The organism is Rhizobium acaciae, assembly GCF_025941625.1.
Lineage (GTDB): Bacteria > Pseudomonadota > Alphaproteobacteria > Rhizobiales > Rhizobiaceae > Rhizobium > Rhizobium acaciae.
On the sequence record NZ_JAPCZO010000011.1, the window covers coordinates 1 to 14,616 of the forward strand.

Sequence of the window (14,616 nt, forward strand, 5' to 3'; positions counted from 1 at the left end):
CAGCATCTGCGAGGCTGTCGGATAGGTGCCGGCCGCAACCATCGCCTTCAGCGCCGTCATCGCCGCATCGCCGCCACCGCCGGCAACAGGAACGTCCTTCCAGGCAAAGCCTTCCTTCGAAAGATCCTGCTTCAGAACGTTCAGCGCAGCCGCCTCGCCGCCCGACGTCCACCAGTGCAGCATCTGCACTTCCTTCACGTCAGCGGCGTGGGCGGAGACGCTGGCGCCGGCCAGAGCCAATGCGATCATTGCCGTCGTGGTCAAAAACCTGTTCATCGAAAGACCTCCCAGTCTTACATTGGAAGATGCGGGACCCATTCCCGCACCAATCACCCGCCCTCCTCGGGCGTAGTTTTGTCGCCGTTGCAGCGCCGCGCGTCTTTTCAGACGCGTAAAGGACACTGCAACACTTTGAATCGACGCATCGTGCTTTCCGAAGCGCTAAGCCAGCTTTTCCGTCTGCGGCATCCACCAGCTGGTGCGTTTGCCGATATGCATGTTGAGCGTCTTGGTCTCGGTGTAATCTTCAACCGCATGGCGGCCGAGTTCACGGCCGAGGCCGCTTTGCTTGTAACCGCCAAAGGGAAGTTCCGAGGCACCGTCCATGAAGGTGTTCATCCAGACCGTCCCTGCCCGCACCGACCGGCCGATCGTCAGACACGTGTCGAAATCGCGGCTCCAGACACCGGCCGACAGGCCATAGTCGACGGAATTTGCAATCCTGATCGCTTCGGCGGATGTCTCGAATGTCAGGACCGAAAGCACCGGACCAAAGACTTCCTCGCGCGCCACGGCCATATCGAGGGTGACCTCTTCGAGGATCGTCGGCGACATGAACTGCCCCATGCCGAGATCGAGCGTCTCGCCGCCATGCGCGACCCGGGCACCGCTGCCCCTCGCGCCGGCGACGTATCCTGATATCTTCTCCAGATGCTCAGGCGTGATGATGGCGCCGACCTGCGTCGAAGGATCGAGCGGGTCGCCGACCTTCACCGCCTTCGACAGCTCGGCAATCCGCTTGACGACATCGGAAGCGATTGATTTGTGAAGGATCAGCCGCGAGCCGGCATTGCAGCACTCGCCGGCATTGAAGTATGCGCCGAAGACCGCGGCATCGATGAAGGCATCGAGATCGGCATCCGGAAACACGATCTGCGGGTTCTTCCCACCCAGTTCCAGCGAGACCTTCTTCAGCGTCTGTGCGGCATTCGACATCGTCAGCTTTCCGACGCCGGTCGAGCCGGTGAAAGACACCATATCGACGTCAGGATGGGAGGTCATGACCGCGCCGACCTCTGGTCCCCTACCGGTGACAATGTTGACGACGCCATCCGGAATGCCTGCTTCCTGCAGGATCTCTCCCAGCACCAGCGTCGATCCCGAGGTCAGTTCCGAGGGCTTGACGACAGTCGTGCAGCCAGCGGCCAAGGCGAACGGCAGCTTCTGGCCGACGATCAGGAACGGAAAGTTCCAAGGCGTGATGATCGACACTACGCCGATTGCTTCGCGCAAGACGACGCCGAGCGTGCCATCGCCGAGCGTATTGTAGCTCTCTCCGTGGAGGTCGCGTGCAAGAGCCGCCGCGTAGCGCCATATGTCAACGGAGCCTGCAATTTCTCCCCGCACCTGTGTGATCGGCTTTCCTGCCTCGATCGCATCGAGAAATGCCAACTCCTCTGCGCGCGCTGCGATCAGATCGGCAGCCTTGAGCAGGATGGCGGAACGTTCGGCAGCGGTCATTCGGGGCCACGGCCCAAGATCGAACGCCTTGCGTGCCGCGGAAATCGCACGCTCGGCGTCCTTCTTGCTGCCGGTCGGGAACCGGCTGACTACGACACCATGGCTCGGCGCAACACGCTCGATCGGATCGGAGCTGCCTGCCTCCCAATTGCCATCGATGAGCATCTTGAAATCACGCGCTTTGTGGTCGCTGAGCGCGGTGGGGTTGACGAGAACCGTCATTACCATTCTCCCTTGAACGTTGCCGGGCGCTTCTCGCTGAATGATGCGACGCCCTCCTTCAGATCGCCGGTCTTCGCGGCGAGGATCGAGCCCAGGGCTTCGACCGCGGTTCCATTGTCTTCGCCGTTCGCCGATGCGATCATCAACTTCGCGATCTCGGTCGCAGCCGGCGCCCTTGCGGCAATCCGCCCAGCATATTCCCTGGCAGCAGTGAGCGCGTTTCCTGTGGGAACAACCGCGTCGACGATCCCGAGCAGGCGTGCCTCCTCGGCAGTGAATATCTCGCCGCCCAAGGCCATGCGCCGGACGGCCTGCGCCCCGAACCGGCGCACAAGACGCTGCGTCCCGGACCAGCCCGGCACCATTCCAAGGCCGGTTTCCGGCAGACCGATCTTGATCTGTTCCTCGGCGAGACGAATGTCCGCAACCCCTGCAAGTTCAAGCCCTCCTCCGAGGGTATGGCCATTCAGAGCTGCGATCAGCGGCATCCGGAGCGTCGCCAGTCTTTCGAAGATCCGATGGCCATGCCGAACCCAGAGATGACCGAACTCCTGAGGCAACATTCCGCCCCAGGCCTTGATATCGCCTCCGGCGGAAAAGCCCTTTCCTTCGCCGGTGAGAACGGCAGCGCGCACGTTGGCGTTCGCCTCCACCTCGTCGGCCGCATCTGCCAGCGCTTTCAGCATGTCCAGATCGAGCGCGTTCAGCTTCTCCGGACGAGAAATCGTCAGCGTCGCAACATGTCCATCGACGTCAACCCTGACGGTTCCGCTAGCCATGGAAGCTGCCCTCCAGCGTCCGTGCCCTTTTTTCTGAAAGCGACAGGCCGATGTTTGCCTCCCCGAAGAGCGCGGCGTCCATGACCTTCAGGTCGGGCGCGATGACCAGCGGAAACTCCGATTGATCGAGGATGTGGGACTGGAGATCGACGCCTGGGGCAATCTCGGTGAGGACGACGCCGTCGGGCGTCAGCTTCATCACGCACCGCTCGGTGACATAGGCGATCTCCTGCCCCTGCTCGATCGCGCGCCCGCCGCTGAAGGTGACATGTTCGACCTCGTTCACGAGCTTCTTCAACTTGCCTTCCTTGTCGATGAGAAGAGCGCCATCGGCGATCGAAAGCTTTGCTCCGGCATTGAACATGCCGGAGAAGACGATCTTCTTCGCCCGCGCCGTGATGTCGACGAAGCCTCCGGCGCCCGCCGTCACATGCGGCCGGAAGGAGAGCTTGGAGACGTTGACCGAACCGTCTTTGCCGATCTCCAGGAAGGAGAGCAGCGACGCATCGAAGCCTGCACCCTGGAAATAGGTGAACTGATAGGGAGACGGCATGTAGGCATCCGCATTGGAGGCGCAGCCAAAGGCGAAGTCGAGCAGCGGCACGCCACCGACAGCACCTTGCTCGATAACCCAGGTGACCGCGCCGTGGAGCCCTTCCTCCAGCAGGATGCGCGGCACGTTGGCCGATATGCCGAAGCCGAGATTGACGCAGCTTCCCGCTTGCAGTTCCTGCGCGACGCGACGCGCGATGACTTTCTGAACGTTGAATTCCGGAACGCTGAAGCTATCGAGCGGACGGAAGATCTCCCCAGAAATCGCCGGATCATATTGCGTCTGCGTCGTCTGCTTCTGTTCGGGATCGACGATCACATAGTCGACCAGCATTCCAGGCACGCGGACGTCATGGGGCTTCAGCGAGCCTTCCTTGGTGATCCGCTTGACCTGCGCGATGACGATGCCGCCGTTGTTGCGTGCGGCCAGCGCCTGATCGAGGCCGCCGAGATAGGCGCCTTCATGTTCATATGTCAGGTTGCCGCGCTCATCGGCGGTGGTGGCGCGGATGATGGCGACCGCAGGGACGATCGATGGAAAGAACAGCCAATCATCGCCCTCGAAGCGCACGCGCTTGACTACCGGATGCTCCGAAGCCAGGCCGTTCATCGCGCAACCCTGCCGCTTGGGATCGACGAATGTGTCGATACCGATCTTGGTCAGAACGCCCGGCCGCTTGGCGGCGGCTTCGCGATGAATGTCGAAGAGGATACCGGACGGAATGTTGTAGGCCGGGATTTCGTTGTTGGTGATCATTTGCCAGATCAGCGGCGGCTCTGACGATGACGGGCCGGACGGATAGGAACCACCGATGATGCGCTTGAGCAGCCCCTTCTTGGCGATATGGTCGACGCCCTTGATGCCGCTCATGTCGCCGGCGGCGATAGGATGAAGGGTGGTGATATCCCGGGGATGGCCGGTCGCATCGAAACGTTCGCCAATCGCCTTCAGCATGAGGTCCGGACAACCGAGACCGCTCGAGGAAGACACCGTTACAACAGCGCCATCCGGGATCAGCGCGGCCGCTTCGGTCGGGGTGAGATGCTTCTTCATGGGCCTTACTCAGAGTCCTGTTTTGATTTTTACGCTCTTGCGGGCGCCACAGCTCTCGCGAACAACCAGCCGAACCGCTGTTGTCACCGTCTCCGCCTCGGCTTTGCCCGCATTGATCTGCTTCAGAAGCAGCTGCGCGCCGCGGCGGCCAATGCCCTGCGGATCGACCGAGACCGTCGTGAGCGCGGGAACCGCCGCCTGAGCCTCGATGACGTCGTCGAAACCCACGACCGCGAAGTCGGAGCCGGGCTCCAGACGGCGGGCACGCAATCCGTCGCAAACACCGAAGGCTACGGCATCGTTGAAGCAGACGGCGGCCGTGGGTTTGTCGGCAAGAACGAGTGCTTTTCCGATCGCCTCTACCCCGCCGGCTCGCGAAGGCGCCGATGAGATGACAAGTTCTCGGTGATAGTCGAGCCCGGCTGCATCCATGCCGTTTCGGTAACCGGCAAGGCGGTCGTCGAAGACAGCGGTGTCGGGAAAGCCACCGAGAAAAGCGATGCGCTTGTGACCGAGATCCGCCAGGTGCTTGACCGCGGACATCATGCCAGCCTGGTTGTCGGAGACGACGGACGAGACCTTGGCGCCAGGCAGGTTTCTGACGACGACCACCACCGGAATTCCTGCGGCGACAAGCGGCTTGAAGTCTGCGGCATCGGTGGCGCGCGCCGGCGACACGATGAGCCCCGAAATGCCATGCTCCCGCATCGATGCGACAACCTCGCGCTGTCTGTCGATGCTCTCACTGGTGTTCGACAGGAATTGCACGAACCCGGCCGACTGAACGACCATATCGACGCCGACTGCCAGTTCCGCGAAGAAGCTGTTCGTCAGGTCGTTGACGACGACCCCGATGATCCTCGACTTGGCACTGGCCTGCCGAAGGTTGGCGGCGCCGCGATTGTAGACGTAGCCCAGCTCGCGCATCACCGCATTGACCTTGGAACGCGTCCCCTCATTGACCAGGGAGGAACCCTGAAGCACCAGCGAAACCGTCGATTTCGAGACGCCGGCGGCTTTCGCGATGTCGATGACGGTTACCCGCGCCTTTGTCATTTCCCCTCCCGACATCAACGTCGACTGATTGCTTAGTATTTGGAACGTTCCAATTATGTCAAGTGAAATTCGCGATTCCTGTCCTCAATGCGCCTATTTCCGACAATTATTTATATTATTCTCGTCGAAGCCAGAGCCAAAAATTTGGAACGATCTAAACAGCAACTGCGACTGGGCGGCATATGTCAACAAGGACGACTATCTGCTGCTCAGCTTGGATCGGCGTCTTCGTGTTTCCGGCGCTGATGTTTTCGAAGAGGCAGAACTGACCGTTGGTCTGCGGGCCGGACAGCAGGCGTTTCATAACCACGCCGGCCAGAACAAACTCTTTCGATTCCATGCTGCTCATAGCGATCATCCTTATTAGAATTTCGAGGTTTCGCTCCCACACGATCGTTGCCGAGGCGCTATCACCGGCAAACTAACATGAGCCATTGCCGAACAATAAAGCCCGTACAGGCCGTGCTCCGGCGACCCGTTCTCTCTTCCAGGTTTCCGTCGAGGAATTCCCGACGATAGACATTAGGGAAACTTTATCGTTTCTGACGAATGCTACGAATACGTGCAACGCGCCAAATCTGAAGCAGGGCCGGATGATGTCACACTCGTTTGAATCCATTCTGGAGAGCCTGCCTCAGGGCATTGTTCTGCTTGATCCAGCCGGTACGGTGACGGCTTTCAATTCCCGTACACTTGATATTCTCGGCCTTCCGCAAGGAGCCATCCGCAAAGGCATGAATATCGACGGATTGCCGGGCACTGCAGACTGCCGTGCAGTGGCATCCCGGCGGGCGATGACCGGTGGAGCGCCGACGTCTCAGTTTGCCCTTTCCGACGGAGGGATGGTCTCATTGACCTGCGCCCCATCGAGGGATGGTGGCTGGATCCTCAGTTATGAAGACATCTCGACTCTCATTCGCGTCGAAGACAGCCTGACCGAACAACATCGCCGGTTCGACGCAGCCCTCAGCAACATGCCGCATGGGCTGTGCATGTTCGATTCGACCAAGAACCTGATATTGTGCAACGCCTCCTACGCGCGGATGTACAATCTGCCGGACCTGCTGACGCAACCGGGAACGCCGCTTGTGGATATCCTGGCCTATCGCAGCCGGGAGGGAAATGGCCCCGCCGATACCACGACCTATTTTGACGTGGTCTTTGAAGCGACAGTCCGCGGTGCGCCGGCCAGCCAGAACATCGTCCTGGCCGATGGGCGCGTTATCAAGATCACTCACAATCCGATGCAAAACGGTGGATACGTGGCCACCCATGAGGATGTCACCAAGACGGTCCGGCTGGCGGAAGAGTTGCGCCGGCATCACGATCAGCTCGAAGCGACGGTGAAGAGCCGCACCGCGGAAGTCGAGCGGCAGGCGCGGGAACTCGAACGCATGCTGGCGCAGGAGCGCAACATCAACGAATTGCAGCGGCAGTTCGTGGCGATGGCATCCCATGAATTCAGGACCCCGCTTGCCATCATCGACGCTGCTGCCCAGCGGCTGCTGAGAAAAAGGGGGGCGGTCGAGCCCGAATTTCTCAGCGACAAGGTCGATCAAATCCGCGCATCGGTGACCCGGATTGTCGATCTCATGGAGAGCATCCTGTCAGCCGGACGCCTTGATACCGGCAAGATCGATATCAGCTACGACGCCTGCGCATTGAGATCATTGATAAAAACCTGTTGCGAGCGGCAGTCGACGATCGCAAAGTCGCACAGCTTTGTGTTCGATATCGATGGGCTGCCGGAGTTCATCGATGCCGATCCCCGCACTTTGGCACAGGTCTTTACCAACCTGCTTTCCAATGCCGTCAAATACGCGCCCGGAACCTCCGAAATTCGCGTCACGGCATGGGCGGAGACGGGAAACGTCAAAGTCTCGATCAGCGATGATGGCGTGGGGATCGATGCCGAAGACGTGCCCCGGCTGTTCCAGCGCTATTTTCGTGCCCGGACGTCGACCGGGATTGCCGGAACGGGTATCGGCCTCAACTTGGTGAAGCAGATCATCGAACTGCACAACGGCTCGATAGAGGTTCGAAGCGCAAGAGGATGCGGATCGACATTCACCGTAACTCTTCCAATCAAGAGAAGTGGTAACGCTTCCGCGACCAATGACGCTGCCTGACGTTTCAGGATTGCTGTCCTGCATATCTACCCTATCCTTCTCACAATAGAGGAGGATCATGCCATGGCTTTCATTCACACCCCCAATGCATCCGCCAGCGAGAAGACGACGTCGATGTATGCGTCGGCCGAGGCGAATTATGGTTATCTGCCGAACATGTATCGGGCCTTCGGCCATCGACCGGAGGTGATGGAGAGCTGGGCGGCGCTGCTTTCGAGCATTCGCGGCCATATGAGCTTGCGGCGCTACGAACTGGTGACGCTGGCGGCGGCCAAAGAGCTCAAATCCTCGTATTGCATGCTGGCGCACGGCTCGGTGCTGTTGCGCGAGGGTTTCACCAGCGACGGGCTGACGGCTGTTGTCAACGAGACGGAGAAGGCGCCGATCGATGCCGGCGAACGCGCGATCATGGCTTTTGCCGCCAAGGTGGCGCGCGATGCGACGTCGGTGACGCAGCAGGACATCGATGGCCTGAAGAAACATGGTCTGAGTGATGCCGATGTCTTCGACGTCACGGCTGCGGCAGCGGCCCGGTGTTTCTTCTCGAAAATGCTTGATGCGCTGGGCGCAGCACCCGACCATGCTTATATCGAGCGGCTGGAGCCGAATGTGCGAAAGGCGCTCAGCGTCGGCCGAGAGGTCGAGCGGCCTCTGGCGCCGTCACCGTCTCGCGCGCAATGACGCGATGACGGAGGCGCCTGGACGCTTGGTCCTGCGGCCCCTACTCCTGCGGTTTGTCGGCGAAATGCCGGATCGCAAATTCGGCGATATTCTGGCTCGACCGATCGGCATCGTCGAGCAGCGAGGGAAACAGCTGCCACTGGTGGGGCATGCCCGGCCAAACCTCGGTGGTGACATCCACGCCCGCCTGGCGCGCCTTGTCGGCGAGCCGTAGCGTATCGTCCAGCAGGACTTCGCCGGAGCCGACCTGCAGCAACAGCGGCGGAAAGCCGGTCATGTCGGCGTAGAGCGGCGACGCCTGGGGATCGGTCGGAGACCGGCTGCGGAGATAGGTCTTGCGCAAGGTCTCGATCCAGTCCTTGCCGACCAGCGGATCGCTTCCGGCGTTTGATGACATCGAGCCGCCCGTCGCGGCAAGATCGGTGATGGGGCTGAGCGCAATCACAGCCGCCGGCAACGGCTTTGCCGCCTGCATCTGCCTCAGCACCGTCTCGATCGCGATATTGCCGCCGGCGCCGTCTCCGGCCACGATGACATTCTCGCTCCGATAGCCGTTGTCGAGAAGCCAGCGATAGGCGGTCAGCGCGTCGTTGATCTGCGCGGGATAGCCATATTCGGGCATCAGCCGATAATCAATGAGAAGAATGTCGCTGGATGCGGCCTTGGCGAGCGAGCCGGCAAGCAGGCTGTGCGTGCGGATGGAGCCGCTGGAAAAGCCGCCGCCATGAACATAAAGGATTACCCTTTGGCCGATCGGGTGATGAAGACGAGCAGGCCACATCAGCTCGGCGTCGACGCCGTCGGCATCGACCTGCCGCACCTGGATGCGCGTCGGCCCCGGCATCGTCTCCATCAGCGTCCTGAAGGCTGTCCGCCGCTGCTGCAGGCTATCGGCGCCGGCAAAGTGATCTTTCCAGAGGCCGACGAGTTTTTCAACCTGCTCGCGCGAGGCCGGGCTTTGCGGCCCAATGTCCCGCCCGACCGCCGCCGAGGCGAACAGCATCAGCGCAGCCAACGCGGGGAACAGACACTTGAGCCGCTTTGGGGCTCTTCGGATACCAACTGGCAAAATCCGACCGTTCATCAACCTCTCCCGACGATGCTGGCCATGCGGCATCTTTGGCCGGTTCGTCCACCGGAGTCAAAAGGGTAACAGGCGCGAATCCCAAGCTTTTTCATTCCGCGAACATCGCCGCACCCATCCGGGCCTGGGTGCGGTCGATGGCCGCCTTGAGGGCCGTCCACATCAGGCGGCGACTCGATGACGGAGATAGGGCGGATCCTCTGGACGTCGCTCCGCTCTGCCTGGAATGAAAGTCGGCAGCTGCCCGCTCACTATGGGTTCGTCAGACTGCGCTTAAAAAATTGAACAATGTCTGCCGGCACGGCTTGCCATTTACCGCGCTTCCGTCGGAAATGGACGACGTGCCCGGCTGTCCCCTACCCCCGGCGCCTCGTCTTGCTTGTGCGTGAAGGATACCGATGACCACCATTTACCTTGCCGGCCCGGAAGTCTTTCTTCCGGATGCCATGCCCATCATGGCCGAAAAGCGCCGATTGGCGCGCCAGTTCGGCTTCGAGCCGACCGGTCCCGGCAGCGACGAAAACCAGACGCCGGTGAAGCGGACGGCCGCAGAAATCTATGCACGCAACGACGACGCCATGCGTCGAGCCGAGATCTGCCTCGCCAACATCACTCCCTTTCGAGGCGTCAGCGCCGATCCGGGTACGGTCTACGAGATCGGCTTTATGATTGCGCTGGGAAAAGCGGTCTTCGCCTATACCAATCACCCCGACGACTATGGTCTGCGTGTTCGCTCGATCTGGTATGCGGGACTCGATATCGATGAGACGAGCGGGCGCCCACGCGGACCGGATGGCATTGCGATCGAAAATCACGGGATGGCCGACAACCTGATGATCGACGGAGGGGTCGAGGCGACGGGAGGCAAGGTGTTTCGTGCGGCGGCGCTCCCGGCGGATCCTGCCCGCGACCTTACGGTTTACTTCGAGGCGCTTCAGACCATCGCCGGCATGCTGGCCTCCTTTACTCCGCCTTCATCGCGTCGATGAGCGCCCTGAAGCCCGCCGACATGTGGCGGCGGCTCGGATAGTAGAGATAGAGCGGTTCCTCCGGCTGGCACCAGTCGTCCAGCACCTGGATCAACTCGCCGCTGGCGATCGCCTTCTCCACGCGCGGCTCCCAGACATAGGCAAGGCCGACGCCGCCGAGCGCTGCCTGCATCATCAGCTCGTGATCGTCGAGCGACAGCGGTCCGGTCGGCTGAAAGCTCACCGCCTGGCCGTCCTTCTCGAATTCCCAGGCGTAACGCGCGCCTGAAGGAAACATGTTCTGGATGCAGAGATGGCGCTTGAGTTCGTGCGGCGTCGCCGGTTTCGGCCGAGTCTCGAAATAGGCGGGCGAGCCGACGACGACCAAGCGGATGCGCGGCTTGATACGCAACGCGATCATGCCCTCGGTGACGCGTTCGCCGAAGCGGATGCCGGCATCGAAGCCCTCTTCGACGATATCGACCAGTCTGTCCGTGGCGTTGATCTCCAGCTGCAAATTGGGATTCTTTTTGAGCAACGGGCCGATGACACGACCGATGACGAAGGGGCCGATCGAGTTCGGCACATTAATCCTCACCTTGCCGAACGGCGTGTCGCGGTAGCGGTTCAGAGCATCGAGCGCTGCTGCCATCTCGCCGAAGGCCGGATCGAGATGCGAGATCAACAGTTCGCCGGCTTCCGTCAGCGAGACGCTGCGCGTCGTGCGGTTGAGCAGGCGAATACCGATCCGGTCTTCGAGATTGAGCACGGCATGACTAATTGCGGAAGCGGTGACGCCCCGTTCCTCACCCGCCTTGCGAAAGCTCTTATGCCGCGCGACAGCCGCAAAGGCCGCAAGTTCGGACAGTTCGGTGGCTCGCATTGCTGAACTACGCTCATCATAGTTTCAAGAATAACAAATCTTATACAGCAACGGATTTTTGGTCAAATTCAACCCGTCAGCACAGAGATGCGACGCCAACCGAACAGTTATCGAGAGGAATTCGTCATGAAAGTCTGGTTTATCACTGGTGCATCCCGCGGCTTCGGCGCGCTGATGACCAAGGAAGCCCTTGCATCAGGCGATGCCGTTATCGCCACTGCCCGCAACCCGAAGACCATCACCGAGCAGTTCGGCGAGCATCCGAACCTGCTGGCCGTTGCCCTCGACGTCACCAACGAGGCGCAGGCCAAGGAGGCAGCGGCTGCCGGCATCGCCCGCTTCGGCCGTATCGACGTCCTCGCCAACAATGCCGGCTACGGCCTGCTCGGCGCTGTCGAGGAAGCCACCGCCGAAGAGGTCGAAAAGCTCTATGCCACAAATGTCTTCGGCCTCTTGAAAGTGACGCGCGCCGTGCTGCCCTATATGCGCCGCCAGCGTTCCGGCCATGTCCTTAACTTTTCATCGATCGGCGGTTACTTCGGCTATCCCGGCTGGGGCGTCTACGGCTCGACGAAGTTCGCCGTCGAAGGCCTCTCGGAATCGATGGCCGCCGAACTCGAACCTTTCGGCATCAAGGTGACGATCGTCGAGCCGGGCTTCTTCCGCACCGACTTCCTCGCCGACACCTCGCTGGCGATCAGCCCGGCCTCCATCGCCGATTACGAAGGCACGCCGGCCGGCAACATGCGCAATTTCGCAGCCGAAGCCAACCATGCCCAGCCCGGCAATCCCGCCAGGCTCGCCACCGGCATCATGACGATGGTCAACTCGGCCAATCCGCCGCTGAGGATGCCGTTCGGCAGCGATACGGTGGCCATGATCGAGCAGCAGCATGCCAGCGTCGAAAAGGAACTTGCCGCCTGGCGCGAGCTCGCGCTGTCCACGGATTTTCCAAGCGATGCAACGGCCTTGGCCTGAAGGGCACTGCCCGCCGCATCCCAGATCTCGGGGATCCGGCGGGCAGCGCCGCTGTGACCGCAGGAAAGCGCATCATGCGGCAAATTAGCATTCGCCTTACGCTGGGGATGGCCTAGATCTAGGTTCGATCACCACCATAAAGAGGCGAGCATGTCCATCAAGTCCATCTGCATCTATGGCGCCGGGGCGCTCGGCGGCGCTATCGCCGCCAAGCTTGCAAGCCAAGCCGGAAACGACGCCACCATCTCCGTCGTCGCACGCGGAGCGCATCTCGACGCCATCCGTGACAACGGTCTCAGCCTGCGCGAAGCCGATGCGGATAGGCCGCTCAATGTCCACCTCACTGCGACCGACGATCCCAAGACATTGCCGCCGCAGGATCTCGTCATCAGCGGCCTCAAGGGGCATCAGCTGGCGCCTGCTGCCGAAGGCATTGCAGGCCTCCTCAAGGAGGGCACCCGCGTCGTCATGATCCTCAACGGCATCCCGTGGTGGTATTTTCACCGCGATGCCCAGAGCCGGCATGCCGAACTGCAGTTCGACGAGCTCGATCCCGGCGGCAGGCTCTGGCGGCTGATCGGGCCGGAACGCGTTATCGGCTGCGTCGCTTATCAAGGCGCCGAGGTGATCAACCCCGGCGAGATCCAGCTTTCCCACAACGGCCGCTTCGTGCTCGGCGAGCCCTCCGGCGACATCTCGCCCGATCTCGAAGCGATCGCCGCGTTGCTGACCGGCGCCGGCCTCAGCATCACGACGACACCTGATATCCGCGGCGAGATCTGGAGCAAGCTGATGGGCAACGCCGCCTTCAACCCGATCAGCGCGCTGACCAGGGCGCTGATGACCGACATCATGGCGGATCCCGCCCTTTCGGCTACGGTCGGCAGGGTGATGAGTGAGGTCCGCGCCGTCGGCGAGGCCTTGGGTGCGCGGTTCAGCATGACCGTCGAGCAGCGGTTGGAACAATCGCGCCATATCGGCGGCGTGCGCACATCGATGCTGCAGGATCTGATCGGCGGCAAGGCGCTCGAAATCACGCCGCTGGTCGGCATGGTGGTGGCGCTCGGACGCCTGAGCGCCGTGCCGACGCCGGTTTCGGAAACGATCCTGGCGCTGGTGACCCAGTTGGATCGGGAAAACCAGCGCGGCGGCTGATTGCGGGAGGAAGGGCGGCCGGGAAAACCCGGCCGTATTCACTTACTTTCCGACCTGCTCGGCCCAGTTCGGCGCCTTGCCGCTGCCATCGAGAAAGGTCATCGCCATATTCGCCATCAGGGGCGAGGCGAAGGTCTCGTAATGGGTGAGATCGGGTAGGATCGCCAGCCGGTTCTTCGACATGTTTTCCCGCATCCAGCCCGCATCGCGCAGACCGCCGCCGAGCTTGTGGTAGAAGTCGATCATATGCTCGGGCCGGATCATGTCGGCATCGCCATAGATCAGCATGACCGGCATGGTCAGCTTGGCGACGGCATCGCTGTAGTCGATGGGTTCGCGCATCAGCGCGCCCATGGCGTCGAGCAACTTCGGAAATTCCGAAACGTCAGGCGCCACCGCCTTGTAGGAGAGGAACATCGGCGTGTCCTTCATCATGTCGGCCATACCGGCGCCGACGGCCGCCTGCTGCGGCAGCATCTCGGGAAAGAAGCCGTTCTGCGCATAGGGTGCCGACAGTATCACCAGCCGGCGCACTTGGTCGGGCGCGTTCGCCGCCATGTTCAACGCCACCCCGCCGCCGAAGGAATAGCCGAAGACATCGAGCTTGTCATAACCGAGCTGCTTCATCAGGATTGCGAGATCGGCGCCGATGGCCGGAAGCTCGATCGGCCGCTTGCCGAGCGGCGTGCGGCCATGGCCCTGCAGATCGACGGCGATCACCTGCCGGTGGTCGGTGAAAACAGGCATGACCGGCGCGAACATCTCGATCTGCCCGAGGCCGCCGTGAAGCAGCAGCAGCGGCTCGCCCTCGCCGCGAATCTCGTAATAATAATCGATGCCGTTGACCGGCAGACTTCCCTTCCTGACAATCGGCGCTGCAGCCTTCTTCTCCTCGATAACAGGCGTGCTGCTGTCGGCGCCTGATATACCGGGCGCTGCCAGGAATGCGGCAGCCGTTGCGATCATCGAAATCAGCGTCATCTTCGACATGTCCTTGCTCCGTGTTTGCATCGATACCGCAAGGACGGCGGCGCTCATGTCTTTCCGACACCACGCTTCGAAATATCTCGCATCGGCCTTTATGCCGTTCCTATATTTTCGCGCCTCGCTCCGAATGGATTTCCTATCGCCGGCAGCAGTAGGCTTTCGCCATCACTGCAAAGGTCAAGTGCTATGCGAAATGTCATGTCCTCAGGTTTTCAGTTCCCTCGTCCACACAGGATCAAACGCAGCAGCCGGCAGATGCGCGAAAAGCGCACCGCCCAGGCGCTGATCGTCTTCGGCGTGGTGCTCGCCTGCGTCGAACTCTACATCGTTTTCGGCGCGCTGTGAGAT

The 14,616-nt window shown here is 61.3% G+C and carries 13 protein-coding genes and 1 pseudogene; 5 read left to right on the plus strand and 9 right to left on the minus strand.

The annotated features are described in order from the left end of the window. The 6 genes and pseudogenes from OLZ32_RS18050 to OLZ32_RS18075 form a co-directional block, all read right to left on the minus strand. Positions 1-276: pseudogene (locus OLZ32_RS18050) on the minus strand (sugar ABC transporter substrate-binding protein); the annotation flags it as partial. A 165-nt stretch (positions 277-441) separates the two neighbouring features. Further along, positions 442-1,962, minus strand: coding sequence for an aldehyde dehydrogenase family protein (locus OLZ32_RS18055; RefSeq protein WP_264421925.1), 1,521 nt, complete (start codon positions 1,960-1,962; stop codon positions 442-444). Continuing rightward, positions 1,962-2,741 carry an enoyl-CoA hydratase/isomerase family protein gene (locus tag OLZ32_RS18060; protein ID WP_264421927.1) on the minus strand — a complete coding sequence of 260 codons (780 nt, stop codon included), beginning with the start codon at positions 2,739-2,741 and terminating at the stop codon, positions 1,962-1,964. The genes OLZ32_RS18055 and OLZ32_RS18060 overlap by 1 nt, the downstream gene beginning before the upstream one ends. Then, on the minus strand, positions 2,734-4,347 hold the full coding sequence (locus OLZ32_RS18065) for an acyl CoA:acetate/3-ketoacid CoA transferase (RefSeq protein WP_264421929.1): 1,614 nt from the start codon (positions 4,345-4,347) through the stop codon (positions 2,734-2,736). The genes OLZ32_RS18060 and OLZ32_RS18065 overlap by 8 nt, the downstream gene beginning before the upstream one ends. Positions 4,348-4,356: 9 nt before the next feature. After that, positions 4,357-5,403, minus strand: a complete 1,047-nt coding sequence (locus OLZ32_RS18070) for a LacI family DNA-binding transcriptional regulator (RefSeq protein ID WP_017991076.1) — start codon at positions 5,401-5,403, stop codon at positions 4,357-4,359. A gap of 154 nt (positions 5,404-5,557) precedes the next feature. Beyond that, positions 5,558-5,752 carry a hypothetical protein gene (locus tag OLZ32_RS18075; RefSeq protein WP_003547632.1) on the minus strand — a complete coding sequence of 65 codons (195 nt, stop codon included), beginning with the start codon at positions 5,750-5,752 and terminating at the stop codon, positions 5,558-5,560. Between the two features lie 244 nt (positions 5,753-5,996). On the opposite strand from OLZ32_RS18075, the gene OLZ32_RS18080 reads away from it, so the two are divergent. Continuing rightward, positions 5,997-7,532: a sensor histidine kinase gene (locus OLZ32_RS18080; protein ID WP_264421933.1), complete on the plus strand. Its 1,536-nt coding sequence runs from the start codon at positions 5,997-5,999 to the stop codon at positions 7,530-7,532. 63 nt (positions 7,533-7,595) lie between these two features. After that, entirely contained in the window at positions 7,596-8,213 is a 618-nt protein-coding gene (locus OLZ32_RS18085) for a carboxymuconolactone decarboxylase family protein (protein WP_003547626.1), read from the plus strand. A 40-nt stretch (positions 8,214-8,253) separates the two neighbouring features. Here OLZ32_RS18085 and OLZ32_RS18090 read toward each other — a convergent pair whose 3' ends face one another. Next, the gene (locus tag OLZ32_RS18090) at positions 8,254-9,228 is read right to left on the minus strand and encodes an alpha/beta hydrolase (protein WP_264422087.1); all 975 of its coding nucleotides are present in this window, start codon (positions 9,226-9,228) and stop codon (positions 8,254-8,256) included. 467 nt (positions 9,229-9,695) lie between these two features. Between OLZ32_RS18090 and OLZ32_RS18095 the strand changes: the two genes are divergently transcribed. Next, the gene (locus OLZ32_RS18095) at positions 9,696-10,286 is read left to right on the plus strand and encodes a nucleoside 2-deoxyribosyltransferase (protein WP_012757042.1); all 591 of its coding nucleotides are present in this window, start codon (positions 9,696-9,698) and stop codon (positions 10,284-10,286) included. On the opposite strand, the gene OLZ32_RS18100 is transcribed toward OLZ32_RS18095, so the two are convergent. Beyond that, positions 10,261-11,148 carry a LysR family transcriptional regulator gene (locus tag OLZ32_RS18100; RefSeq protein WP_011651440.1) on the minus strand — a complete coding sequence of 296 codons (888 nt, stop codon included), beginning with the start codon at positions 11,146-11,148 and terminating at the stop codon, positions 10,261-10,263. The genes OLZ32_RS18095 and OLZ32_RS18100 overlap by 26 nt on opposite strands. Positions 11,149-11,274: 126 nt before the next feature. Between OLZ32_RS18100 and OLZ32_RS18105 the strand changes: the two genes are divergently transcribed. Next, positions 11,275-12,126, plus strand: a complete 852-nt coding sequence (locus tag OLZ32_RS18105; RefSeq protein WP_264421935.1) for an oxidoreductase — start codon at positions 11,275-11,277, stop codon at positions 12,124-12,126. Between the two features lie 150 nt (positions 12,127-12,276). Continuing rightward, positions 12,277-13,281 (plus strand): ketopantoate reductase family protein, encoded by a 1,005-nt coding sequence (locus tag OLZ32_RS18110; protein ID WP_017991070.1) that lies wholly within the window; start codon positions 12,277-12,279, stop codon positions 13,279-13,281. Positions 13,282-13,323: 42 nt separating this feature from the next. On the opposite strand, the gene OLZ32_RS18115 is transcribed toward OLZ32_RS18110, so the two are convergent. Continuing rightward, entirely contained in the window at positions 13,324-14,319 is a 996-nt protein-coding gene (locus tag OLZ32_RS18115) for an alpha/beta fold hydrolase (protein WP_172643659.1), read from the minus strand. Positions 14,320-14,616: the final 297 nt, after the last annotated feature.

Coding starts and splice junctions, on each gene's coding strand:
- OLZ32_RS18055 (WP_264421925.1), bottom strand. CDS start 1,962: ATGACGGTTCTCGTCAACCCCACCGCGCTCAGCGACCACAAAGCGCGT.
- OLZ32_RS18060 (WP_264421927.1), bottom strand. CDS start 2,741: ATGGCTAGCGGAACCGTCAGGGTTGACGTCGATGGACATGTTGCGACG.
- OLZ32_RS18065 (WP_264421929.1), bottom strand. CDS start 4,347: ATGAAGAAGCATCTCACCCCGACCGAAGCGGCCGCGCTGATCCCGGAT.
- OLZ32_RS18070 (WP_017991076.1), bottom strand. CDS start 5,403: ATGACAAAGGCGCGGGTAACCGTCATCGACATCGCGAAAGCCGCCGGC.
- OLZ32_RS18075 (WP_003547632.1), bottom strand. CDS start 5,752: ATGAGCAGCATGGAATCGAAAGAGTTTGTTCTGGCCGGCGTGGTTATG.
- OLZ32_RS18080 (WP_264421933.1), top strand. CDS start 5,997: ATGATGTCACACTCGTTTGAATCCATTCTGGAGAGCCTGCCTCAGGGC.
- OLZ32_RS18085 (WP_003547626.1), top strand. CDS start 7,596: ATGGCTTTCATTCACACCCCCAATGCATCCGCCAGCGAGAAGACGACG.
- OLZ32_RS18095 (WP_012757042.1), top strand. CDS start 9,696: ATGACCACCATTTACCTTGCCGGCCCGGAAGTCTTTCTTCCGGATGCC.
- OLZ32_RS18100 (WP_011651440.1), bottom strand. CDS start 11,148: ATGCGAGCCACCGAACTGTCCGAACTTGCGGCCTTTGCGGCTGTCGCG.
- OLZ32_RS18105 (WP_264421935.1), top strand. CDS start 11,275: ATGAAAGTCTGGTTTATCACTGGTGCATCCCGCGGCTTCGGCGCGCTG.
- OLZ32_RS18110 (WP_017991070.1), top strand. CDS start 12,277: ATGTCCATCAAGTCCATCTGCATCTATGGCGCCGGGGCGCTCGGCGGC.
- OLZ32_RS18115 (WP_172643659.1), bottom strand. CDS start 14,319: ATGAGCGCCGCCGTCCTTGCGGTATCGATGCAAACACGGAGCAAGGAC.